Genomic DNA, 24,452 nt, shown 5'->3' on the forward strand with positions numbered 1-24,452 from the left:
AATTTAAATTTTTTATATCAAAAAAATATTTATGTTTGTGTAATCGATTACAACTTTTTATTTAAGCAAGAAAAGAACCTTTATGAGGGACTATCAAAATTCTTAATACCACGCAATTTTTTAAAGAAGCAATTTTTAAAAAATAAATAAAAAGGTTTAACGACTAACTTAAAACAACCACAAAAAACCACTTAAAACAAAAACTAATTAATAACTTAAACAATCAACCATGAATTTTAAAGATTTATTTAACAAAGGAGCAAATTGTTACTTTGCAGTTGTTTTCTTATTGTTTTTACTGACGAGCACTCAAATTAATGCTCAGAATGTAACACTTGAAGGAACGGTTAAAGATGCTGCAGGATTAACTTTACCGGGTGTTAATATATTAGAAAAAGGAACAAAAAATGGTACTTCGACTGATTTTGACGGACGCTATAAATTAAAGCTTTCAAATCCGAAAGGGGTAGTGACTTTTTCCTTTATCGGATTTAAAACGAAAGAAGTAGCTGCGGAAGGAAAAACCAAAATTGATGTTGCTTTATCTGAAGATTCAAACAGCCTGAATGAGGTTGTTGTTATTGGATACGGAACATCAAAAAAATCTGATTTAACGGGTGCGGTTTCTACTATTTCCGGTAACGATTTGAAAAAAGTGCCAGTAGCAAATGTCGCTGAAGCCTTAACAGGTCGAATTGCAGGGGTACAGGTAACTTCGTCTGAGGGTTCTCCGGATGCAGATATAAAAATTAGAGTTCGTGGAGGTGGTTCCCTTACTCAGGATGCTTCGCCATTGATTATTGTAGATGGATTTCCAATAAACAGTATGAATGATATTTCGTCATCTGATATTGATTCTATGACGGTTTTAAAAGATGCTGCTTCAACTGCAATATATGGATCACGTGGTGCAAATGGTGTAATTATCATTACAACTAAAAGTGGAAAAGATGGCAAAATTGCAGTGAATTTTAATATGTTTTATGGTATGAAAACGATGGCCAATCAAATTGATGTTTTGTCGCCGGATGATTATACTAAATGGCAATACGAATATGCTTTGCTTTCGCAAACAGGAACAAAAGTAGCTTCTAACCCATCTTCTTACACTAATTATTTTGGGAATTGGCAAGATCAGGATATGTACAAAGGTTTAAAAGGAGACAACTGGCAAAAACAAATTTTTGGACGTACAGGTGAGGTACAAAGCCGTGATTTAGGAATTAGAGGTGGAACTGATAAGCTTAATTATAATTTTAATTATGCTCATTATGATGAAAAAGCTATTATGATAGGTTCTGATTATAAACGTAATAACCTTGCCCTGGCTTTAAAAAGTAAATTAAATGATAAGATTGATGTTAGTTTTACGATGCGTTATTCTGATACTCAGATTGATGGTGGAGGTGTAAACGAACAAAATGAAAAATCTTCTACAGATTCGCGTATGCGTACTATTGTTGGTTATGCGCCACTTCCGGTAGCAGGCTTAACTTCAGATGATGTATCTGGAGATGGTTCAGATATATTGGTAAATCCTTTAAGATCAGTTTCTGATAATGATCGTCAACAGTTTCGTAAAAACTATAATATGTTAGGAAGTTTTGGATGGGAACTTGCAGAAAATTTAAAATTGAAAGTTGATTTAGGTTTGGATAATTATAACAATTTAGATTATCGTTTTTACGGACTAACTACTTATTATATAGATAACGCGCCACTAGGTCCGTTACAAGGTATGCCTGCAATGATTATGACGGATACTAAAGACAGACGTTTTAGAAATGCAAATACACTGAATTATGATTTCAAAAAAATAATGGGTGGTGATCATCATTTGAGCGCTCTTTTAGGAGAAGAAAGCATCAATTATAATTCAAATAGTGTTACAACTACTATTCATGGATACCCAACATTTTTTGATTTTGATCAGGCAAAAAAATTAACAACACAAGGAACACCACAAGCAGTAGATAATTATTACAGCCCAGATGATAAATTATTGTCGTTTTTTGGACGTGCAAATTATGACTACAAAAACCGTTATTTATTGACCGCTACATTTCGTGCAGATGGTTCAAGTAAATTTTTAGAAGATAATCGTTGGGGATATTTCCCGGCTTTTGCAGCAGGATGGAAAATTTCTGAAGAAAGTTTTCTGAAAAATCAAACATGGATGAATCTTTTAAAATTAAGAGCCAGTTATGGTGAAGCAGGAAATAATAACATTCCTGTTGGACAACAAGTTCAAATTTTTCAATCTACGCCAACAACATGGATTAACGGTGTAACTAGTGTTTGGGCACCTTCTAAAACAATGCCTAATCCTGATTTGAAATGGGAAACAACAGTTACTCAGAATTTTGGTTTGGATTTTGGATTTTTCAAAAATCGCTTAAATGGTAATTTTGATGTCTATAAAAATGTTACCAGTGATTTGTTAATTAATTTTCCAGTTCCGGGATCCGGATACGATTTTCAATATCGTAACATGGGTGAAACTCAAAATACAGGTTTCGAGGCTACTATAAATGTTGTTGCAATTGAAAAAGCAAAATACGGATTGAATTTTTCATTTAATATGGGAATAAACAAAAACCGTATTAACTCATTAGGCGTTATGAATAATTTTGGACAAGCCACAGGTTGGGCTTCTTCACAAATTGGAGATGATTATATCATAGAAGTGGGTTCTTCTTTAGGAACTATGTATGGATATAAAAATGATGGACGATATGAAGTTTCTGACTTTGACTATGTTGGAGGAAAATATGTTTTAAAAAGTGGCGTAATTAGTACTGCAACTACTTTGGTTGGAGACGGAAGTTCTCTTAAACCGGGAGACATGAAATTGAAAGATGTTAATGGAGATGGTAAAGTAGATATAAATGACAAAACAGTTATTGGTAATGTTAATCCTAAAAGCTCCGGTGGTTTTGTAATCAATGGAAATGCTTATGGATTCGATTTAATGGCAGCTTTTAACTGGAGTATTGGAAATGAAATATATAATGCTGACAAAATTGAATTTTCGACAGCTAATGCTTCAGGACAATACAAAAATTTAAATTCGACTATGGCTGACGGAAAGAGATGGACAAATTTAGATCCTGTTTCAGGTCAATTAGTAACAGATCCTGCTGCATTAACAGAACTTAATGCCAATACTACAATGTGGTCTCCATACATGAGAAGCGCGATTTTTACAGATTGGGCAGTTGAAGATGCATCGTTTTTAAGATTAAATACTTTGACATTAGGCTATACAGCTCCTGAAATGTTTACCTCTAAACTTGGAGTTTCTAAATTGAGATTCTATCTGACAGCGAGTAATGTTTTTGTCTGGACTAACTACTCAGGTTCTGATCCGGAAGTTTCAACAAGAAGAAAAAATCCACTTACGCCTGGGGTTGATTCAAGTCCTTATCCAAGAAGCAGACAAATGGTTTTTGGGATGAATCTTAATTTCTAATTTTAATTTACTACAAAATGAAACATAAAATAATAATAGCAGGATTGATTATTTCTGGTTTATTCAGTTCTTGTCAACAATTTGAAGATGATTATTTAGAAGCACCTGCACAATCAACATTAGATGCATCTTTGATTTTCTCAACAGCCGGACTTGCAAAAGGTGCTATTGACGGAATAAAAGTACCATTTGCCGAGACTAACTCGTACAGAGGGCGTTTCTTGCCTTATTACGGATTAAATACAGACGTAGAATGGTATAACGCTTCGCAAACGGCAGGGGATAAGGCAGATTTGTGTGTTTATGATGCAAAGCCAGGTAATACAGAGATGAATACGACTACCAATGCGTATTCGATGATGTTCTCAGGTATTGAACGTGCGAATGTTTGTATCAAGGGTTTACGTCAATACGGAAATCCTTTGCCAGGAACAGAAATGGGGCAATTACTAGGAGAAGCCTTAACACTTAGAGCTATTTATTATGCTGATTTAATTAAAGCATGGGGTGATGTTCCGGCTCGTTTTGAACCTATTACTTCTGAAACTTTGTATTTACCTAAATCAAGCAGGGATGTTCTTTATAAACAATTAATTGCAGACTTGGGTGAAGCATCAACATTGGTGGCATGGCCTAACGAAACTGCATATACAAGTACAGTAGAACACATAAATAAAGCTTTTGTAAAAGCATTTAGAGCGCGTTTGGCTTTAGCAGCAAGTGGTTTTCAACAATATCCTGACGGAGTAAGAAGAAGTACAGATCCGGAACTTTCAGTTGGTGCTATGTATGCATTAGCGTTAAAGGAATCTCGTGAAGTGATTCAAAGTGGCAGCGCTCATTTAGAAGCTACTTTTGAAGGATTATGGAGAAAATATAATGAGGAAAATATTGTTGCCGGAGGAGAATCTCTTTGGGAGCTTCCTTTTGCTGATGGACGCGGTAGAATGTTATTTACTTTTGCTGTAAAACACACCTCAGCTATTGATCAGTTTCAGGCTAATGGTGCTAACCGTGGTGGTGTAGCAGGTCCTTTACCCTTTGTTTTTTATGATTATGATCAGGTTGATGCCCGTAGAGATGTAACTTGTGTGCCTTATAAATATGGTACAGCCGTTAATAATGTTGCCAAACAAGAGCTAAATTCACTAGATACATGGTATTTTGGTAAATATCGTTACGAATGGATGAAACGTTATGTTACTTCTACCAATGATGACGGAGTTAATAAAATGTATATGCGTTATGCAGAGGTTCTTTTAATTGCTGCAGAAACTGCAAATGAATTAGAAGGTCCCGCAGCAGCTGCACCTTACCTGAAAGAAGTAAGAAGAAGAGCTTTTGCTCCTGCTGACCAACCTGTAAAAGTAGAAAATTATGTAAATGCTTTAACCGGTAAAACAGATATGTTTAATGCTATTGTAGAGGAAAACAAGTTTGAATTTACAGGAGAAATGGAGCGTAAGCAAGCACTTATTCGTTGGAATTTACTAAAAGTAAAATTAGATCAGGCAAAGTCAAAAATGACAAATTTAGCAGCACGAACAGGCGAATATGCTAATGTACCATCTACTTTATATTATAAATTTAAAACAGATAATGTATCTCTTGACATCTACGGATTAAACAGAGGCGAAACTACAAACCCTGGCGTAGCTTATACGGCTGTTGCCTGGACATGGACAGGAACAGCAGCAGATGCTAAGATAAATTCATTGTACAAACCAGGCGTTAATCCTGATAACAGACAATTCTGGCCAATATGGCAAGTATTTATTGATGGAAGTAATGGTCAGTTAAAGAACGATTACGGTTATTAAGATCTTAGAAAAAATTAATAAAGTTATTATGATGAAAACAAAATATATCTTAAAAGGATTAATAGCCACATTAGTACTTGCATTTGCAATCTCAAGTTGCGAAAGTTATAATGAGGAGTTGTTAGACGGAATTGGAAATAGCAGAGAATTTTCGCCAATTGGACTTACGGCAAAAGTTAGAAGCCAAACTATAGTCGAATTAAACTGGACAGCAAAAGAAGATGCAGATCATTATGTTGTAGAATTTAGTGCTGATGATCCAGAATTTAAAACAATTTACAAGACAGTTCAGGTTACTGCAAAAGAATTACCATTATCAGTAGCATTAGAAGGAGAAACAACATATTCGATCAGAATAAAAGCAGTTAGTGCTTCAGGATTGGCAGATTCTAAATGGTCCGGAACAACAGCCACTACTTTATCTGAACAGATTTTTTTACCTGTACAGCCAATAGATATAGAGGCTAAACAAGTTACTTTAAGATGGACTCCTAATAGTAATGTAACACAAATTACAGTTGCTCCGGGCGGTATTACACACGCAATAACACCAGCAGAAAAAACAGCAGGAGTTGCAGTAATAAGCGCATTGACAGCTGAAACGGCTTACACAGCTACTTTACTTAATGGTTCGAAAAAGAGAGGTGTTGTTACTTTTACAACCGGAATAGATATTGGAACAGGTATTCTGGTTAAAAACACAGATGATTTATTGCAAAAAATTGCTGATGCGACATCTGGTGCTATATTAGTTTTAGAACCGGGTGATTATACAGCTGCTAACCAAATAGGAGCAATTACTTTAAGTAAACCAATTGCAATAAGAGGTTTACGCAGCTATGACCTGCCAAAACTTCATGTAAACTTTGTACTGGCAAATGGATCAGGAAACGTTAGTTTAATAGATCTGGATTTAAAAGGAGACAAAGGCGCTGCCGGAGCTGCAGTTTCAGTTGTTAAGTACAATGATAACAGTGTTACCTACGGTGCTCTTTTAGTAAGTGGCTGTAATATACATGATTATGGAGTTTCTTTAATCAGTGCAAGTTTAGCTGCTGCCAGAATTACTTCTGTTATAGTAGAAAATAGTATCGTTACAAATGTATTAACAGCCGGTGGAGAGTTTATAGATGTCAGAGGTTCTCATGTAGGACAGCTTACTCTTAAAAACAGTACTTTTAACAATTGTGCTACAGCAAGATACTTCATTCGTATGGATGCCGGTCTTACAGGTTTAACTACAAATGTATTAATTGATTCTTGTACAATATCTAACCCAAATATGTTAGGTACTGCCGCTAATTCAATTTTATACACGCGTTTTGTTACCAATGTAATAACTGTTCGTAATACATTGTTTGCAAATACACCTGCGCCATATACAAGAGAAGCTGTTACTGCAAATCCAACATTTGCAAGTAATAATTATTTCAACTCGCCAAATTTAATTGCAAATCCTAATGCACTTGCCAATAATAGACCTGATACATCAGGAACGGCATTAGATCCTCAATTTGTAGGCGCAGCAACAGGTAATTTTACAATTAAAAATCAAACATTAATAGATAACAAAGTGGGAGATCCACGATGGAGACAATAGTTCATTTTTAAGTTTTTAGTTGAAAAAGGGATGCAGTTTTTGCATCCCTTTTTTTGCTTTACAATAATGATTATTTCAGCTTAAAGAGACTGTAAACTGAGACTGAGACTGAGACTAAAAACTTTTCTTAAATCTATTCAATATCCAAATCAAATTTTTCTAATAATCCTGCAAGTGCAGCATGAGATACTTTGGTTCTTTTAATTTTATTTTCGGATGGATCAAAAGCATAATTTCTCGAAGAACGAAAATCTGTTTTCTCCAGAATACAATCCTGAAAAGTAGCATTGGCAAGGTCACAATTTTTAAAAACAGAATGAGACAAATCAGTATTTGAGAAATCCACATCCTTTAGCGAACAATCAATGAAGTTTGTTTTCTTTAATTTTTTATAAATAAAAGTCGAATAATCCAGAAGGCAATCCTGAAAAGACATCGAAAATAAAAAGCTATTGCTAGCACTAAAATCAAGTCCCATTAATTTGCAACCTATAAATTTTATATTTTTTAATCCTGTATTTTTAAGGACAGAAAGAGAGAGATTGCAGTTTTTGAACGTACAGTCTAAAAAATCAATATAACTAAAATCACTTTTAGAGAAGTTACAATTGATAAACTCACAGTTTACAAATTCGTTATCAGATAATTTTTGATCCGAGTAATCAATCGTGTCAAACGTTTTGTTCTGGTGTAATGCAGTTTCCATATTATTAAGTTGAGGTTTGAAGAAATTTTTAAAACGTAGTTTACTCTAATTCGATACAATCAAAAACTTCATTTTTTAGTACCGTTTCTTTTATTTCGTCTTCGCTGTCAATTCTTAAAATATTATCACAATCCTCAAGATCAAAATTCCACAAAGCGTTAGGTAATAATTCCTGAAGTAATGCATTTGCGAACTCTAATTTCGAATTTGTATCAACGGAAGTTTTAAAAACATAAATCATAATTTGCTTTTTTTTACGTTGCAAATTTCAATAAATGCTTTTCGATTTGATAGGATTCTATAGGCAATAATTAGGACTTATCAATCAATTTTCGGTATTGAACAGGACTAATTCCTTCGTATTTTTTAAAAAACCTACTAAAGTAAGAATGATCCTCATGACCAACCTGCATAGCAATTTGGCTTATGGAAAGCGAGGTTTGAAACAGTAAATATTTAGCCTCTAATAAAATGGTTTCGTCAATCCATGCGGCTGCAGTTTTGTTCGTTACCGTTTTTATGGATTTATTAAGATGATTAGGAGATACATTAAGTAACGAAGCGTAATAATTTACCTGATGATGTGACTTGATATTTTGATGAATCAATTCTTTGAACTTGCTAGTCAGGACTTCTGCGGCAGAAACACTTTTAGGAGTTTTTGTCGTGTTTTTATTGATTTCATGAAACAAAGCGATCAGGTAAGCCTGTACAATATTTAAGTTGGCAATATCAGTTTCTTTGTATTCCTGTTGCAAACGATTTAAAATTATAGTAATAGATTCTACATCATTTGCAGCCAGACTAATTTTTGGATTTCCGGATATTTTTAAAAAATCAAAATCATTAAGCATTTCGCGGTTGCCATACTTTCCAATTAAAATATCAGGATGAAACTGGCAAATATAACCTGTATGAATACTGTTCACATTTTCTATTGAAAAAACCTGACCCGCAGGAACCATGATAATTTCATTAGAAACCGTTTGATATTCTTCATATCCTACTTTCATTACATGACTGCCGGATGCTATAAAAATCAAAGTATGACAACTGTGTTTAGAAGGCGGAACCGGATATTGCAATCGCATCATTTCCTGCATTTTCAAACAAAAAAAATGATCAGAGTTAGACTTAAAAAGCAACTGCATCGGATTATCTTCTCCCAAAAATTTATCCCTGAATCCTTTTGCTTCGTACGTTTTTACTTTTTCGATTGTTTTACTTTTCATGAATTAATAATACAATCTAAAATCAAGCAATTTGCACAAAGCATAATGTTTTTGATACAACTCTTCGACCACTTCTGTAATGTCGTCATTATCCTGATAAAGACTAAAAAAAGCTTTATCGATTGTACTGCAGCTAGCAATTTTATTATAAGTAGATCCATATCCTGAAATCGCGCGCGCACCGGTTATATCCAGAAAATACTGCGCTTCTTCATCATTTAAATCAAGTACTTTGAGATTGGCAAAATGTATAATTTTCCCTTTCATTTTTCCTTCAAACAGTTCTGCGATTTCTTCAAGGCTATAATAGTAATCGTGTAGGCAAATAGTATTGGCTTCGCCGGGCATAACCAGATAAATGATCTCATAATCCTTAAAATTATGATCTTCATAAAGCAACACATTCAAACTTTCTTCCAGACCTTCGATAGTATCACAGGTTTTATAAATGCTTGCAATACCCTGGTCAATAGCAATTTCTTCTAAGTTTTTAACCACTAGAGTTGTTCTGTCGTCGTCTACGTCTGGAACACCTTCGAGGCAGAAGATGAATTTTTCGTAATCCATACCATTATGTTTTGTGGTTGCTGATAGGTCTTTGTTTTTCCTTTCTCACAAAAGTATTTTTTATTGTCGAAAAACCGCTATTCAAAAAGTTTTTTAACGCATTTTTGACATTGAAAAAAAGCTTAAAATAAAAAATCCACTTTTAGAAAAACTAAAAATGGATTTTTAAAAATAAAGTATGATCTGTTTAATTTTTGATTCGTTTGGAAAACAAGTTACTCCCAAAAACAATTATACCTATTACAAAAGGTAGAAAATGAGAAAATTGCCAAAATAGTTTGGTTCCGGTTTTCAGCCCTTTATCCATAATTTCAAATATGCCTAAACCAATAAATAATAGACAACAAATAAATAAAACAAAATGTATTTTATAATTTAACCTCATCATTTTAAACTTTATAAACTATGATATTTTTTTTGTGAAAACAATAAATAATATTACTCTACCTGATCCAGAACCCAGAATTTTTGCCACCATTTTGGCGCTGCTTCTTGTAGTGTTTCGCCATAATCAATCATTGTTGATTCTCTTTTATGTCCGCAAGCAGCACAGAACGCAGCTTTAGAGGTTCGATAAGGTTTAGAGCAGTTTTCGCATGCAGAACCGTATAAATCGATTCGGTGGTGCATGATCGCATTTGGATTTGTTGCTTCAAAACCTGTTAAGTCCTTATAATAATCAAGAAGCTCTTTAAAGCGTACCTTTCTTGTCATATTACATTTTCCCGTTTCAAAACCACTGCGATAAAGTTTAGATGCTATTTTATATTCCTCTTCATCCAGCATAGGAACTTCCATTTTACAACGCCAACACCAAAGATTTTTCATGGTTTATGTTTTTTCAGGTTTTAATAGGTGTAATAATTTGTTTTTTATGAAATACGATTAAATCTCTTGCTAATTTAAAATCATTTAATGAGAATAATTTACGGTTTTTCACATTTCCCTACAAAAATCGCTTTTTTAACATTTCTAACACTACGTAGAAATACCTGATTTTTAAAATGATATAAAAAGGAATGGCATAAAATGTGAGAAAACAGTCGATATATGTTCTGTTTAAAATATTTTATGCCAAAAATAAATGCGTTGTAATTTTATATGTTTTTATTAATGAGATACAGCTTTTAGACCAATAATAGAACCAATAAGCGTAGTAATAAAAAAGATACGCCAGAAATTAGCCGGATCTTTAAAAATCAAAATACCAACCAAAACAGTTCCAACAGCGCCAATTCCCGTCCAGACTGCATAAGCTGTACCAATTGGTAAAGTTTGTGTCGCTTTCATTAAAAGTCCCATACTTACAACAAGAGAAATTAAAAAACCGGTATACCACATGTACATTTCGTTTCCGGTTGTTTCTTTGGCTTTGCCCAAACATAAAGTAAAGCCTACTTCAAACAAGCCGGCAATAATTAAAATAATCCAATTCATATCTTTTTTTTGCAAAGGTTAGAAAAGGAATTGGCAGGGAATTTTACATTTGTTAAAAAATGAAGTTATTTTATTTCCGCCCGAATTCGGCTTAAACTTACCTGCGAAATACCTAAATAAGAAGCAATATATCCCAGTTGAACACGCTGAATTAAATGCGGATAAAGCACAAGAAGTTCTTTGTAGCGTTCAGTCGCCGTACGAAACTGACGGGAGATAAGTCGTTCTTCGGTTTTTACAAGTTCCTTCTCGGCAAATTTTCTTCCCCAATTGGCAATGTGAATGTCTTCCTTAAAAAGTTTTTGGAGTTTTTTGGTTTTCAATTCATACAAATCACAATCTTCCAGAAGTTCGATATCTTCATATCCTTTCTGGTTGGCAACATAACTTTTCATCGATAAAACAGTATCTCCTTCTTTTCCAAACCAAAAAGTAACCTCATTATCATCTCGATTAGCATATGCCCTTGCAATTCCTTTTCGAAGAAAATAAATATTCGTCTCGATTTTGTCTGCCCGTAGTAAAATATGTCCTTTAGGATAACGTACTTCTGTCACACAATTTTTAAGCAAGAGTTTAGAAGTTTCCGGCAGAGGATATATCAGGTCAAGAATTTGCTCTATTTCCATGTTATGTTTTTATTTTAAAATGTTTTAAATCAAGCCACAGATTATAAAAGAATCTGCCAGATCTGCGTGTTTAAAAATCGCGTATTGCTTTTATAAAATAGCTTCCAGAGATTGGCGCAAAATTGTTATTGCATTTTCCATTTCTGTCTGGTCCAGATGTCCAAAACCTAAGCGTGTTGCCGTAAGATTTTTAGTTTGATATAAAACCGTTTTTGGCAAAAATAATCCATTTGCGGCACATTGTTTTTGCAACTGAATCAAATTAAAAGGATCAAGCCATTCTACCCAAATTGCCAAACCACGAACCGGAATCTGAAATTTAATTTTTCCGTTTAAATTTTCCTTTAGCAGCGTAACAAAATAATCCCTTCGCTCTTTGTAGATTTTTTTATTTTTTTTCGAAAGGCGATGCACTTCACCTTCCTTGATCCAATCTGTTAAAACCTGTTCCTTGATAACATCGATTCCGGGTTCAAGAATGTTTTGATGTTTCTCGAGCTCTTTTATAAATGCTGCTGTTGCGGCGATAAAACCATAACAAAAACCTGCCGGCAAAGACCTGCCAAACGATCCAATGTAAACTACTTTTTCGTTAGAATCTAAAGCAGCAAGAGGCAATACAGGATTATTATCATAATGAAAATCAAAATCATAATCATCTTCGATAATCACAAATCCGTAACGATTAGCCAGTTCCAGAACCTCCATTCTTCTTTTTGCACTTAACGAAGTTGTAGTAGGATAATGATAATTTGAGGTTAGATATAAAATTCTGATTGTATGTTCTTCGCAAATTTGTCTTAGATGTTCCGTATTTATTCCGTCTTTGTCAACCGGTATTGTAATTATTTGTGCGCCACTATCAGATAATGTCATGTTAGAAATATAATATCCCGGAGAAGCCACCACAACTTTATCGCCCGGAGAAATCAGTAATTTTGTAACCAGATACAAACTAATTTCATGACTGTTTGTAGTAAGTAAATTTGATGTTGAAATGCGAATTCCTCTCGTAACATTTAGAAAATTAGAAAACTGGGTTTTAAAATTTAAATGAGATTGAGTCTGAATTTGTTCCCATGTTTTGGTGCTTTTTTGCTTTTTTAGTTTCGAAACATACAAACGTGCCAGAACATCCGTCTGAACCAATCGTAAATCCGGCAAACCATCATTAAACTGATACGGCAAAGTACTTATTTCTTTGGGATCTTCGAGAATTGCAGAATGCTTAAAAGTAAAGCCTGTATTTGCTTTTGAGAGAATTTTATTATCATCAGGAGAAAAGTCAGCTTTATTTTTTTGTTCTTTTTCAGATAAAATAAACGTTCCCTTATTGGGCAAAATTTCGATCCAGCCTTGTAATTCCAGATCCTGAAAAGCCTTGATAAGCGTATTGCGGTTAACCTCTAATAATTTGCATAATATGCGGGTTCCGGGAAGTTTTGTGCCTTCAGGAAGTAAACCTATTTGTATGGCTTTTATAAATTCAAAAACAATTTGCAGGTACAAAGCAGTTGCTTCTTCTGGCTTTAGCTGAATAAAACTTTTGAAAGGAATTTGAACCGGACTATCCATTTTTGCAAAACTGGTATACATTAGTAGTACGGCAAGATACTACTTTTGCAAAAAAATTAAAACAATGACAAAACTTTATTTTGCGATACTGACTTTATTAAGTCTTGGTTTACAAGCTCAGGTACAAAAAGACACGATTAATATTGATGAAGTAATTATTCATGAAAACAGGTTTAGCACACCAATATCTAAGAAAAACAGAAATGTATATGTAATTGATAAAGCTGCAATTGCAAAATTACCGGGACGTTCTATTCAGGAAATTTTACAATATGCAAATGGAGTAGACCTGAGACAAAGAGGTCCTTTTGGAAGCCAGGCTGATGTAAGTATTGATGGCGGAAGTTTCGAGCAGACGGTTGTACTGCTGAACGGAACCAAAATAATCGATTCTCAAACTGCACACAATATGCTTAATCTTCCTATTCCGGTTGAGGTAATCGAGAGAATCGAAATAATTCGCGGACCGGCAGCGCTTACTTACGGAATCAACAGTTTAACGGGCGCCATAAATATCATTACCAAAAAACCGGAACAATCCGGAATTTTGATCAATTCGTACGCAGGTTCAAACTTCGAAAAAGATACACAAAATACAGGAGATACATTTTACGGTACCGGAATTCAGGCTGGTGGAGTTTTAAGCAAAGAGAAACAACAACATTCGCTTTTTGCTTCGCACGATAAAAGCAACGGATACCGATATAATACAGCTTTCGAAAATAATAAAATATTTTATCAGGGTAATTATCAGTTGAATAATGCCAACGAAATTTTAACTTCTTTTGGTTATATCAATAACGGATTTGGAGCAAACGGATTTTATGCCGCTCCCGGAGATAAAAATTCAAGCGAGGTCGTACAAACTACATTTGCATCTTTGCAATCCAAACATCAATTGTCTGAAAAATGGACATTAATGCCGAGACTTAGTTATAGATATAATTATGATGATTACCGTTATTACGGAATTTCTAATCTAAAAGCAGCGAGAAGTCAGCATTACACCAATTCTCTTGCAGCAGAAGTAAATACGACGTATAAAATGGAAAGCGGAGAACTGGGTTTTGGCGCAGAAGTTCGTAGCGAAGATATTAGTTCATCTAATATTGGAGATCATGATCGCGAAAATTTCGGGGTTTATCTGCAATACAGAACTACTTTTATAGAAAAGCTTGATGTAAATTTTGGAACTTACCTTAATTATAACTCAGATTATAAATGGCAGGCTTATCCGGCTCTTGATGCCAGTTATGCCATAACAGATGCTTTCAAGATTATAGGAAACATAGGAACCAGCCAGCGTATTCCTTCGTTTACAGATTTGTATCTTAACCAGCGTCCGGGAAATATTGGGAACCCTAATTTAGAAACCGAAAACGCTTTTCAGAGTGAATTAGGTTTTAAATACATCAAAAGAGATTTTATTTTCAATGCCAATTATTTTTTCAGAAAGATCAGCAATTTTATCGATTGGACCCGAAATGTAACCACTGAACCATGGCAAAGTAACAATTACGGAAACCTGAATACGAACGGTTTTAATTTACGTACCAATTATAGAGTGAATTTCTCAAACGATTCTAAGTTAAATATAAATCTGGCATATTCGTATCTGGATTTTAAATTTCAGGATGTAATGCAGGTTGTTTATGCAAAATATTTGGTTTCGTCTTTAGAACATCAAATTACCAATACAATAGATTTTCAGCATAAAAACTTCACGGCTTTATTTGCTACTCGATTTAGTCAAAGAGTTACCGGACCATCTTACTGGGTAAATGATTTTAGAGTAAGTCAATCAATTAAAAAAGTAACCATATATGTCGATGCGCAAAACATCTTTAATACTACTTATTATGAAGTAGGAGCAGTGCCGTTGCCTTCAAGATGGTTTAGTTTAGGAGTTAAATTTGTGACTTTTTAAGTTCTTTAATTTTTAAAAATAAAATAAAATCCCTTTAATCAGTTTATGATTAAAGGGATTTTGCATTTTAAGTAACCTTGTTTGTTGCCTATTAATTTAGGATTAATTTTCTAAGTTTGTACAACCTCATTGTTTCTAAAAAGTTATACGAGATTCATAAATCAAAATAAATAATTTGAAAATTCCTATTTACAATCAGAGTTCAGATGCAGTTGGAGGTATTTATATCGCTGAATTATCTGTATTGGGAACAGATTCAGAAACCATAAATAAATTAGGAACGCATCGCGATGATTTTTATATATTTTTTGTTTTAACAAAAGGAAAAGTCATCATGAAATGTGACATGACCGATCTAAAAATTAGCGCACAAAGTATTGTACTTATAAAACCATTTCAGGTTCATGCGCCACAATTTGTTTCGCCGGACGCAGTTGGATATTATATTAGTGCAGCTCCGTTTTTAGTACCAAATAATTGCGAAGCTGTTTTTCAAAACCTGAAAATTGCAGATCAGACAAGCAAAATTGATAAATCTCAAAAAAAAGACCTTTTGCAAACCGTTGCGTTATTGCATCGTTCTTTTCAAAATAATACTTCACACAAAACAGCAATTGTCAATGGAATTTTTAATGCTTTGGTTTATCGTTTTGTAAATATATATTCAGAATCAAACCACACTGAATTAGAGCTTAAAAATCAATCGATGCTGATATATTCTAATTTCAAGCAATTAATTTCTGATGCTACTTTTTTAGAAAGTCCCTCATTTTTTGCTAAAAAGCTAAATGTTACCACTTCGCATTTAAATTATTGTGTCAATATTTCAACAGGAAAATCAGTTACCTATTGGCTTCAAAATGCAATGATTATCGAAGCGCAAAGATTGCTTTATTACACAGAAAATGATGTAAAAGAAATTGCTTTTATGCTGGGATTTGAAGACCATACTTATTTTTCGAGATTGTTTAAAAAAATCACCGGCGAAACCCCATTAAACTTTCGGTTAAAATTCCGCGAATAGTCCAATCATCCCTATTTCTTCTGCAACCTTTTCTTTGTGTTTTAATCTCAATTTTGCCTTGAAATTAAAACATACCATTATGAATTCGATGCCCAAAATTATAGGCGATTTTATGGAACTTGCCTTTAGCAGTAAAATTTGCAAAGTAAAAGTTGAAGCGACTCAGATGTTGAGTGAAAATATAAAAATGATCAGGTTCAAAGGTCATTTTCCACATATAAATTTTAAAATAGGTCAAGCTGTAATTATCAGGATCGACGATACAAATTATCGCAATTATACACCCAGTAAATGGAATAGTGAAGAGGGAACTTTTGAAGTTATCTTTCATATTCATAAAAACGGACCCGGAAGTCAATTCGTAGAAAATCTAAAAACAAATGATCAAATAACGGTTGGAATGCCCAGAGGTTTTGAGGTTTTTAAAAAAGAAGAAAAATATCAGTTTTTTTATGGAGATGAAACCTGTATTAGTGTTTTTAAAAGCTTAAAAGATGAAATAGATTTTAATGAAAACAATTATTTAGGTATTTTAGAATTAGATCCGGTTTCTATGAAAGTTCCGGATAAACTGGGATTTTCTGTTGACATCGTGCCCAAGTCAATTAATAAAGCCGAGTTTGCAATAGATATCCTGAACAAATTAGACAGTAAAATTTGGGATTTATGGCAACACGGATATTTTTACCTGATGGGAAACGCAAAATCAATTCAGGCATTTAGAAAAGCCTTAAAGGAAAAAGGAGTTCCCAACAAAAAAATCTACACGCAAGCCTATTGGGCAGAAGGAAAAATTGGATTGTAAAGCACAGAATCAAATAGTTAAAATTTAATTGATGAAATTTGATACAATTTAGAACAATCAAATTCAGGACTTTTGTGTCTTAAAAGAGTAGTTTTGGAGCTAAACAAATTTAGTTTTTTAACCACTAAAAAAGCTCAAAATGGTACATGAAAGAGTGATGGAGAAGTTGGCTATATTGGCTGATGCTGCAAAATATGATGTCTCGTGTTCGTCAAGCGGAAGCAAGAGAGAAAATAAAGACAAAGGACTTGGTGATGCAAAAGGATACGGCATTTGTCATGCTTATACAGAGGACGGACGTTGTGTGTCATTACTAAAAATTTTATTAACCAATCATTGCATTTTTGACTGCGCATATTGCGTAAGCCGAAAAAGTAATGATGTAAAACGCGCTGCTTTTACGGTGCAGGAAGTCGTAGATCTGACTATTGGTTTTTACAGAAGAAATTATATCGAAGGTTTATTTCTAAGTTCAGGTATTTTTGATAATCCGGATTATACGATGGAGCGTTTGGTCAGGATTGCAAAGAAACTGCGATTAGAAGAAAATTTTAATGGTTATATCCATCTAAAAGCGATTCCCGGTGCAAGTGACGAATTGCTGCAGCAAGCCGGAATGTACGCCGATCGTTTAAGCGTAAATGTCGAAATGCCAACAGAGCAAAGTCTTAAATTACTGGCGCCAGATAAAAATCATATTGATGTGATTAAACCAATGGAATATCTAAAAAATGAAATCGTTGGTCATAAAGAAGAAAAAAAGTTAAATTATAAAGTCCCTGTATTTGCTCCAGCTGGTCAAAGTACGCAAATGGTTATTGGCGCAACAAAAGAAAGCGATCTTGAAATTCTGGGCATGGCGGATTATTTTTATCAAAAGATGAATATGAAACGGGTTTACTATTCCGGATATGTGCCAATAAGTTATGACAGCAGACTTCCGGTTATTGGTACTCCGGTTCCTATAATACGCGAAAACCGTTTGTATCAGGCAGATTGGTTAGTTCGTTTTTACGGATTTAATGTAAATGAAATTGTTGGTTTCAACCAGCCTAATCTTGATCTTGACATCGACCCAAAATTGGGTTGGGCATTGCGTAACCTTAATCAATTTCCGGTTGATATTAATACCGCCGATTTAGAACTTATAAAACGCATTCCCGGAATAGGATATTTAAGCGCTAAAAAGATTGTTGCAGCCAGACAATTTAAAAAACTCTTTCCTGATGATTTAAAAAAATTAGGAATTGCTTACACGCGCGCCAAATATTTTCTGGCATTTGCAACACCGTTTCAAATGCAGCGGGATTTAACTTCGATTCAGATTAAAGATCAAATTTTAAACCTCCAAAATAGTAAGTATAAAAATGATTTCTCTAATCAGCTTGCTTTATTTTAATTGAGATGATACAGTTAATCTACGACGGAACTTATGAAGGCTGGCTTACAGCTGTATTTGAAATTTATGAATATAAATTTGAAGATGTTGTTTTTGCCAAAAATGAAGCTTCTGCAGCTTTGCTTTTTTCAACACATCATAATGTAATGACAGATGTAGAAAAAGCAAATAGGGTTTTAATGGGATTAAAAAAACGTCTTTCGGCAGGAGGATTCTCAGATTTCTATAAAGCATTTTTCTCTGATATGGATGATATCGAACAAATCATGTTTCAATTTGCTAAATATGCTTTGGCAAGTTCAAAAAACATTGAAGAAGATTTTAGCAACAGCGCAGTTTGGGATCTTAGAAAAGCAACAAGAATGACCAGAAGAGAAGCGCATAGAATGGAAGCTTTTGTGCGATTTAAACTCACAAAGGATAAATTGTATTATGCTATTGTTGAGCCGGATTGTAATGTTTTGCCCATTATAGAAAACCATTTTAAAAAACGTTATGCAGACCAACGCTGGTTAATATATGATTCGAAACGTAAATATGGTATTTATTATGATCTTGAAAATGTTTCAACAATAGAATTGCAATTTAATGCTGAATCTAATTCTTCTAAATTTTTAGCCGAAATATGCGATGAACAAGAAGAGTTTTTTCAGAATCTTTGGCGTTGTTTCTTTAAAAGCGTAAATATTGAATCCAGAAAAAATATGAAACTTCATATGCAGCATATGCCAAAACGATATTGGAAAAATTTGACAGAGAAAATTCCGGATATGAAAAATAGATAGTCAATTTACATAAATCAGCAAAAGAGAAATCTTTTTTCCCTTTTGCTGATTTAAGATTTTTAAAGCAATTGCAGTTTCTTGTCTTTTTGTCTTTTCGAAAGAGAAGGTTGCTCAAAATAAGGTAAAAGTTCTAAAGAATAAATGACGCTGGTAATTTTCCATTTTCCGTCTCGTTTGATTAGCGTTAAATATTTACCGCCCCAATTGGTCATTTTGTTATTCGCCCAAAAACTATAATCCATCGTTACAGTTGCAACAGTTCCGTCTGTAATAATATGAATGTTGTCAAATTTATCTTCGGTAGATTCATATTTAAACAAACCTCTTAGAAAATCCTTATAGCTTGACGAAAAATAATTGCTGCGAGCTTTATCAGCACCTTTCTGTGCTGCTTCTTTAGCCTGAGATTTATCTTTAATTGCCGCGCACCAGGTTACAATTCCATCATTAAATAAAGTATAAAATGCTACAGAATCTCTTTTTATAACACTTTCGCTATATTGATTTATAATTGTATTGATTTCTTTTTTATCGTCTGATTTTTGTTGTGCATTTGCTTGTTGAATAAAAGTCAGGCAAATAATAATAAAGGATTTAATATATCTCATTTTCTATTTTTTACGATTATTAATCCATTTATACTCAATTGTAAGTCCGTCATAACCGTAAGCATCTGCTTTCATCTCTTCGATTGCAGTATAACTTACCGGATGCATGTCGCCCAGACGCAATTGCAAAGCATGATGAACAGCCTCTATATATTTTGCTTTATCTTCTTTAAGATTAGTCGAATCAGAAATTTTAATGGTAAGATGAAAGCTATTGGTTTTTAATTCCGTTAGAGATTCGGAGTTTATAAACCAAAGATCATTTGCAACAAATGAAACTGTTACCACAGTAACTTCAGATTTTTTATTTAAAACCTCTTTGGTAAGGTTGCTAATCGTTAGGGCTAATTCTTTTGCTAAAACGGCATTTTGTTCACCGCTTATTTTTAAATTAATTACAGGCATACTTCAAATATTAAAGGTTAATGAAGTACAAATCTCTGTATAACAACCGTGTTATTTATTGATGTATGTTAAGAGTTTAATGCGGCTCAGCGATTCCGGTTTAATGCCTAAGTAAGATGCGATATGATATTGGGGCACTTTTTGTTCTATTCCCGGATAAAGTATTCTAATCATTTGCAATCTTTCTGTGGCAGAGTTTTTAAGGAAAGAAGTTTCTCTTTTGCATTTTCTAATAAAATAATTATCAGAGATGTATTTTGCCAGTTTTAGAAAATTAGTATCCTTTTCGATTAAAGCATTAAATTCTTTATGACTGATGTAATATAGTTCGACATCAGTCAATGCTTCAATGTTACAATTTGTAGGCATTTGAGTTAAAAAACTTGTGTAGGCGCTTACAAAACTATTTTCGAGATAAAAATCATTATTAAATTCACCATCATTATTTTGAACATATGATCGCAGTGTTCCTGAAATTACTATGGCAATAAAATCACAAACAGAACCTTCCTGAATTAGAAATTCTTTTTTCTTAAGGGTTTTAATGTACAGATGTTTATGAAATTCTTCAAAATGATCCGCTTTTAAACCTAAGATCTCTGTAAAAATAGTTTGCAATGATTCCATTTTGTCTAAAAATAAGTCAGGTAAAGATAAAAAAAGAGGCCATGTAAAGCCTCTTTATATTGTGTTAGTTTCTGTTCTTAAATTTAATTCCAGATTCCGTTCATTTCAGTCAAAATGATAGGTTTGCCATTCGTCACAACAATTGTATGTTCGTGTTGCGCCATATGTCCGCCTTTATTACCCACCATTGTCCAGCCGTCATTAAGTTCTACAGCAAGAGAAGACGAAGTTGCTATAAAAGTTTCGATCGCTACAACAGAATCTTTTTTGAAACGTCTTTGATCAAATCGGTTTTTGTAGTTTAATAATTCATCCGGTTGTTCATGCAAGCTTCTGCCAATCCCATGTCCGCCCAGATTTTTTATAACCTTGTAACCTCTTTTTTTGGCTTCGGTTTCTATAAGATATCCTATCTCAGAAATTTTTACACCGCCTTTTATATTATCAATTGCTTTTTGTAAAATATCTTTTGATGCATCGACAAGCTTCTGATGTCCGTTTTTATCTTCGCCAATAACAAATGAACCTCCGTTATCAGACCAAAAACCATCCAATTCTGCCGAAACATCAATATTAATTAAATCACCTTCTTCAAGGATTCTCTTATCAGACGGAATACCGTGACAAAATTCGTTGTTAACGCTAATACAAGTCCATCCCGGAAAACCATACGTGAGATATGGAGCAGATTTTGCGCCTAAGTCATTCAGGATTTTTCCGCCATAATCGTCTAATTCTTTTGTCGTCATTCCGGCTTTGGCATAGTTTCTCATTTCCTTCAAAGTATACGCCACAGCTTCACTTGCCTTTTGCATTCCTATTAATTCTGACTCTTGTTTTATCGACATGATCTTATTTTTTTCTGATGAGGTAATTTGCTTTTCTACAATTATACTATAGAAAGTTGCAAATGAATATTAAATGCAAAATTAATTATTTTCTACCAGTTCAATATCCATAGTTTTAATTAATCCTTCCTGAAACCTGTAAATATGCTTTACAATTCCGTCAAACATCAAATTACCTTCCAGGTCTTTTACGTTTTGATGGACTTTAACTTCCAGACTTCCGTTGTCTCTTTCTGTAAAATCAATCGGATCTACTTTTGGGTTTATTTCTTTCCATTGTCTTGTCCAGTACTCCTTAATTTCATTATGTCCGCTTATGTAACCGCCTTCCCAGGCTTTTGACCATTGCACATCTTCCTGCATTGTCGATAATGCATTATCAATGTTTCTTTCGTTAAAAGCGGTATAAGCTTTTTTGATTGTATCTTCGAATTGATTTTTCATAATAAAGTCTTTTTAAGAGATTTAATCGATTGGCTGTCTTTTTGTTGTAGCTAATATAAAACTAATTCGTTAATAAAAATTAAAGCTCATTTACAAAAGCCAAAAATCAATTTTCTAAGCACTTTTTTATTAAATCACAAAGTATTTTAATAAATTTGAAATATGAATAAAGATGCTGAAAATATTATTGTAAGGCGTGCAGAAAATACTGATTTGCCTAAGCTTGCTGAATTCCTGCAGATTCTCGTTGAAGCAGAACGCCCTTTTGATCCAACATTAAAAGACGGAGAAATATTCTACTATGATATAAAGGAACTTGTCGCAGATCCTGCAACAGAAATTATGGTTGTCGAAAGTAATAATGAAATTATTGCAAGTGGTTATGCACAAATTCGACCTGCAAAACCATACGAAAAGCATGAATTATTTGGATATTTGGGCTTTATGTTTGTAACCCCGGAATTTAGAGGAAAAGGAATAAGCGGTTTATTACTTAACACCCTCCAAAAATGGATTTTATCTCAGGGAATTACAGAGGTGAGATTACAAGTATACGACGAAAATGAATCAGCGGTTAAAGCATACGAAAAAGCGGGTTTCAAAAAACTATTTACTACAATGCGATATGAAATTAGCTAAAAGCTAAAATATACGTTCTAATACAAAAAGCCCTTAAATCTCTTTAAGGGCTTTTTTAGTTCTGAGAATAAAATTTATTTTGAATTAAAAATATTCAACTGAAACCAGTTTTGTGTTTCATCAATCATTTCCTGCCCGTATTGTTTACGAATAGTATCATAAACCCATTGCAGTTTTTTTTCCTGCAAAGATTCCTTTATTTTATTTTCGGTCTCGATCATTGCCAGATGAATTGCACAATAGTTGCCTTTCTTCCACGGAAGGTTTTTTTTATCTAATAACACACAATTATCTCTGATATCATTGCATTCAAAAAAGGAGATTTCTCCTTCGACAGCAAGAACAATGTCTAAAAATGTGATCTCGCTTGCTGATCTGGCAAGTTTAAAACCACCTTTTACACCTACGTTCGAGCGCACAATACCGGCTTTCTTTAGTTTTGTAAAAGCCTTTGCGAGGTAAGTTTCTGAAATGTTTTGAAACTTTGCCAAATCGCGTACCGTAATCGTACTGTTATCCGGAGTATCTATTAAATACACCAAAGAATGTATTGCATATTCGACATTTTTTCCTAAAGTTGGCATATGACTGATTTTATAAAAATATTAAACAGCATTTTCAGCAACGTTTGGAACTTCGGGATATGAATCTTCCAGTGCCGTTTGAACATCTTCTGCCGGATAAATTAGTTTTGTCGTTACTTCCATCTTGATAGTTTTTCCTTCAAGACCTTTTACAGCCAGTTTACGATCCCATCCGGTAGTTAACATTCCGTCTTGCTGCCCCAAATCTACACAAGTCACATAATCTGTATAACTGTAAGGTTTTAGCGGTTGCCCAAACAAGCTATTCACAGCATTATGACCCGCCCATTTGCCCAGAAACATAGAAAACTGACAAGCCATAAGCGAACTATTGCCTTTGTCATCAACCGGAATATTAGCAACATCACCGGCAGCAATCACATTATTATAAGCTTCAAGCTGAAGATATTTATTTACATGCAAACGTCCCAGTTTGTCCTTTTCTCCTTTAAAGAAGTTACAAAGCGAGCTCGCCACTAATCCAACAGTTGAGATAACCGTTTGTGAAGCTATAAAACGACCGTCACTTAATGTGGCTCCGTTTTGCGCAACTCCAGCCAGAGAAACACCATTTGCTACCGTTATATGTTTTGCTTTTAGAGTTTCTAAAACATACTCTTGTGCATCTGGAGAATAATAACTTCCTACTTTATCTGACTTTTCTATAAGCACTACATTAAAATCAATCGAAGGTTTATTAAGTCTGGCTAATATTGTACTCGCTTTTTCTTTGATAACCGTAGCAACCTCAAGTCCAGTTAATCCGCTTCCGGCAATTACAAAAGTTGTAGCGCCATCGCCTTCAAAGTTTTTATTTGCCAAATGTGTTAAGTGATCTTCCAGATTTTGAGCACCGTTGAACGTGTCTACATTAAACGTGTTTTCGATTCCGGGAATATTTATTGCCTTCAAAACACTACCAGAAGATAAAATAAGGTAATCGTAGCTTAAAATTCTTGAACCGCTTTGTGTAGCAATAATGACCATTTTTTGATCCGGATCAATTATTTCTGCCTTGCCAATAATAAGTTTGATATCTAGTTGTTTAAAATATTTGTTCAAATCAACTCTTAAACCTTCAAGCGAAACCTCATATAATCTTGGGCGAATGGTTAAGTATTCGTCCATATTTATTAAAGTTACTTCTAATTCATCTTCTTTTTTTAATTCGCGACTTTGGCGAATTGCACTCAATGCACTCCAAAAACCGGCAAACCCGCCTCCAATAATCAATAATTGTTTTTTCATTTTTATAAGATAATTACGATAATAATTGTCGCAAATTAAAGCATATATTTTATATATATAAGATTATTCTT

24 protein-coding genes are annotated in these 24,452 nt (G+C 33.7%); 9 read left to right on the top strand and 15 right to left on the bottom strand.

The window, feature by feature from the left end:
- Window positions 1–229: 229 nt before the first annotated feature.
- The 3 genes from ASF10_RS12115 to ASF10_RS12125 are packed head-to-tail and all read left to right on the top strand — an operon-like array spanning window position 230 to window position 6,892.
- Window positions 230–3,472 (top strand): SusC/RagA family TonB-linked outer membrane protein, encoded by a 3,243-nt coding sequence (locus ASF10_RS12115; protein ID WP_056249480.1) that lies wholly within the window; start codon window positions 230–232, stop codon window positions 3,470–3,472.
- A gap of 17 nt (window positions 3,473–3,489) precedes the next feature.
- Window positions 3,490–5,292, top strand: coding sequence for a RagB/SusD family nutrient uptake outer membrane protein (locus tag ASF10_RS12120; RefSeq protein WP_056249483.1), 1,803 nt, complete (start codon window positions 3,490–3,492; stop codon window positions 5,290–5,292).
- 28 nt (window positions 5,293–5,320) lie between these two features.
- A complete protein-coding gene (locus ASF10_RS12125) occupies window positions 5,321–6,892 on the top strand; it encodes a DUF4957 domain-containing protein (protein ID WP_056249486.1) in 1,572 nt (523 codons plus the stop codon).
- A gap of 133 nt (window positions 6,893–7,025) precedes the next feature.
- Here the strand turns inward: ASF10_RS12125 and ASF10_RS12130 are convergent, their stop codons facing one another.
- From ASF10_RS12130 to ASF10_RS12170, 8 genes are all read right to left on the bottom strand, one after another.
- Window positions 7,026–7,598, bottom strand: a complete 573-nt coding sequence (locus tag ASF10_RS12130) for a pentapeptide repeat-containing protein (protein WP_056249487.1) — start codon at window positions 7,596–7,598, stop codon at window positions 7,026–7,028.
- Window positions 7,599–7,638: 40 nt separating this feature from the next.
- On the bottom strand, window positions 7,639–7,839 hold the full coding sequence (locus ASF10_RS12135) for a hypothetical protein (RefSeq protein WP_056249490.1): 201 nt from the start codon (window positions 7,837–7,839) through the stop codon (window positions 7,639–7,641).
- Window positions 7,840–7,909: 70 nt separating this feature from the next.
- Window positions 7,910–8,830: a helix-turn-helix domain-containing protein gene (locus ASF10_RS12140; protein ID WP_241774946.1), complete on the bottom strand. Its 921-nt coding sequence runs from the start codon at window positions 8,828–8,830 to the stop codon at window positions 7,910–7,912.
- 3 nt (window positions 8,831–8,833) lie between these two features.
- Window positions 8,834–9,397 carry a DUF6642 family protein gene (locus ASF10_RS12145; protein WP_055093426.1) on the bottom strand — a complete coding sequence of 188 codons (564 nt, stop codon included), beginning with the start codon at window positions 9,395–9,397 and terminating at the stop codon, window positions 8,834–8,836.
- Between the two features lie 438 nt (window positions 9,398–9,835).
- Entirely contained in the window at window positions 9,836–10,225 is a 390-nt protein-coding gene (locus tag ASF10_RS12155) for a hypothetical protein (RefSeq protein WP_198529587.1), read from the bottom strand.
- A gap of 282 nt (window positions 10,226–10,507) precedes the next feature.
- Window positions 10,508–10,834 carry a DMT family transporter gene (locus ASF10_RS12160; protein ID WP_056249494.1) on the bottom strand — a complete coding sequence of 109 codons (327 nt, stop codon included), beginning with the start codon at window positions 10,832–10,834 and terminating at the stop codon, window positions 10,508–10,510.
- 65 nt (window positions 10,835–10,899) lie between these two features.
- Window positions 10,900–11,463, bottom strand: coding sequence for a Crp/Fnr family transcriptional regulator (locus ASF10_RS12165; RefSeq protein ID WP_056249498.1), 564 nt, complete (start codon window positions 11,461–11,463; stop codon window positions 10,900–10,902).
- 90 nt (window positions 11,464–11,553) lie between these two features.
- Window positions 11,554–13,059: a PLP-dependent aminotransferase family protein gene (locus ASF10_RS12170; RefSeq protein WP_241774947.1), complete on the bottom strand. Its 1,506-nt coding sequence runs from the start codon at window positions 13,057–13,059 to the stop codon at window positions 11,554–11,556.
- Between the two features lie 43 nt (window positions 13,060–13,102).
- On the opposite strand from ASF10_RS12170, the gene ASF10_RS12175 reads away from it, so the two are divergent.
- From ASF10_RS12175 to ASF10_RS12195, 5 genes are all read left to right on the top strand, one after another.
- Window positions 13,103–14,965 carry a TonB-dependent receptor plug domain-containing protein gene (locus ASF10_RS12175; protein ID WP_056249501.1) on the top strand — a complete coding sequence of 621 codons (1,863 nt, stop codon included), beginning with the start codon at window positions 13,103–13,105 and terminating at the stop codon, window positions 14,963–14,965.
- Between the two features lie 175 nt (window positions 14,966–15,140).
- Window positions 15,141–15,989 carry an AraC family transcriptional regulator gene (locus ASF10_RS12180; RefSeq protein ID WP_056249504.1) on the top strand — a complete coding sequence of 283 codons (849 nt, stop codon included), beginning with the start codon at window positions 15,141–15,143 and terminating at the stop codon, window positions 15,987–15,989.
- Window positions 15,990–16,068: 79 nt separating this feature from the next.
- Complete coding sequence (locus tag ASF10_RS12185) at window positions 16,069–16,794, top strand: FAD-binding oxidoreductase (RefSeq protein WP_056249506.1); 726 nt, start codon at window positions 16,069–16,071, stop codon at window positions 16,792–16,794.
- Window positions 16,795–16,933: 139 nt separating this feature from the next.
- The gene (locus tag ASF10_RS12190; RefSeq protein ID WP_056249508.1) at window positions 16,934–18,193 is read left to right on the top strand and encodes a putative DNA modification/repair radical SAM protein; all 1,260 of its coding nucleotides are present in this window, start codon (window positions 16,934–16,936) and stop codon (window positions 18,191–18,193) included.
- A gap of 5 nt (window positions 18,194–18,198) precedes the next feature.
- Window positions 18,199–18,978 (top strand): TIGR03915 family putative DNA repair protein, encoded by a 780-nt coding sequence (locus tag ASF10_RS12195; protein ID WP_056249509.1) that lies wholly within the window; start codon window positions 18,199–18,201, stop codon window positions 18,976–18,978.
- 59 nt (window positions 18,979–19,037) lie between these two features.
- Here ASF10_RS12195 and ASF10_RS12200 read toward each other — a convergent pair whose 3' ends face one another.
- The 5 genes from ASF10_RS12200 to ASF10_RS12220 form a co-directional block, all read right to left on the bottom strand.
- A complete protein-coding gene (locus tag ASF10_RS12200) occupies window positions 19,038–19,586 on the bottom strand; it encodes a nuclear transport factor 2 family protein (RefSeq protein WP_056249513.1) in 549 nt (182 codons plus the stop codon).
- A 3-nt stretch (window positions 19,587–19,589) separates the two neighbouring features.
- Window positions 19,590–19,991, bottom strand: a complete 402-nt coding sequence (locus ASF10_RS12205; protein ID WP_056249517.1) for a tautomerase family protein — start codon at window positions 19,989–19,991, stop codon at window positions 19,590–19,592.
- Window positions 19,992–20,042: 51 nt separating this feature from the next.
- A complete protein-coding gene (locus ASF10_RS12210) occupies window positions 20,043–20,618 on the bottom strand; it encodes a Crp/Fnr family transcriptional regulator (protein WP_056249519.1) in 576 nt (191 codons plus the stop codon).
- A gap of 83 nt (window positions 20,619–20,701) precedes the next feature.
- A complete protein-coding gene (map, locus tag ASF10_RS12215; RefSeq protein WP_056249522.1) occupies window positions 20,702–21,466 on the bottom strand; it encodes a type I methionyl aminopeptidase in 765 nt (254 codons plus the stop codon).
- A gap of 81 nt (window positions 21,467–21,547) precedes the next feature.
- A complete protein-coding gene (locus tag ASF10_RS12220; RefSeq protein WP_056249524.1) occupies window positions 21,548–21,910 on the bottom strand; it encodes a nuclear transport factor 2 family protein in 363 nt (120 codons plus the stop codon).
- A gap of 162 nt (window positions 21,911–22,072) precedes the next feature.
- On the opposite strand from ASF10_RS12220, the gene ASF10_RS12225 reads away from it, so the two are divergent.
- Window positions 22,073–22,549 (top strand): GNAT family N-acetyltransferase, encoded by a 477-nt coding sequence (locus tag ASF10_RS12225; protein WP_056249525.1) that lies wholly within the window; start codon window positions 22,073–22,075, stop codon window positions 22,547–22,549.
- Window positions 22,550–22,623: 74 nt separating this feature from the next.
- Here ASF10_RS12225 and ASF10_RS12230 read toward each other — a convergent pair whose 3' ends face one another.
- Window positions 22,624–23,133, bottom strand: coding sequence for an RrF2 family transcriptional regulator (locus tag ASF10_RS12230; protein WP_056249527.1), 510 nt, complete (start codon window positions 23,131–23,133; stop codon window positions 22,624–22,626).
- 21 nt (window positions 23,134–23,154) lie between these two features.
- The gene (locus ASF10_RS12235; RefSeq protein WP_056249530.1) at window positions 23,155–24,381 is read right to left on the bottom strand and encodes an NAD(P)/FAD-dependent oxidoreductase; all 1,227 of its coding nucleotides are present in this window, start codon (window positions 24,379–24,381) and stop codon (window positions 23,155–23,157) included.
- Between the last annotated feature and the right edge of the window lie 71 nt (window positions 24,382–24,452).

It is taken from the genome of Flavobacterium sp. Leaf82, from assembly GCF_001422725.1.
Lineage (GTDB): Bacteria > Bacteroidota > Bacteroidia > Flavobacteriales > Flavobacteriaceae > Flavobacterium.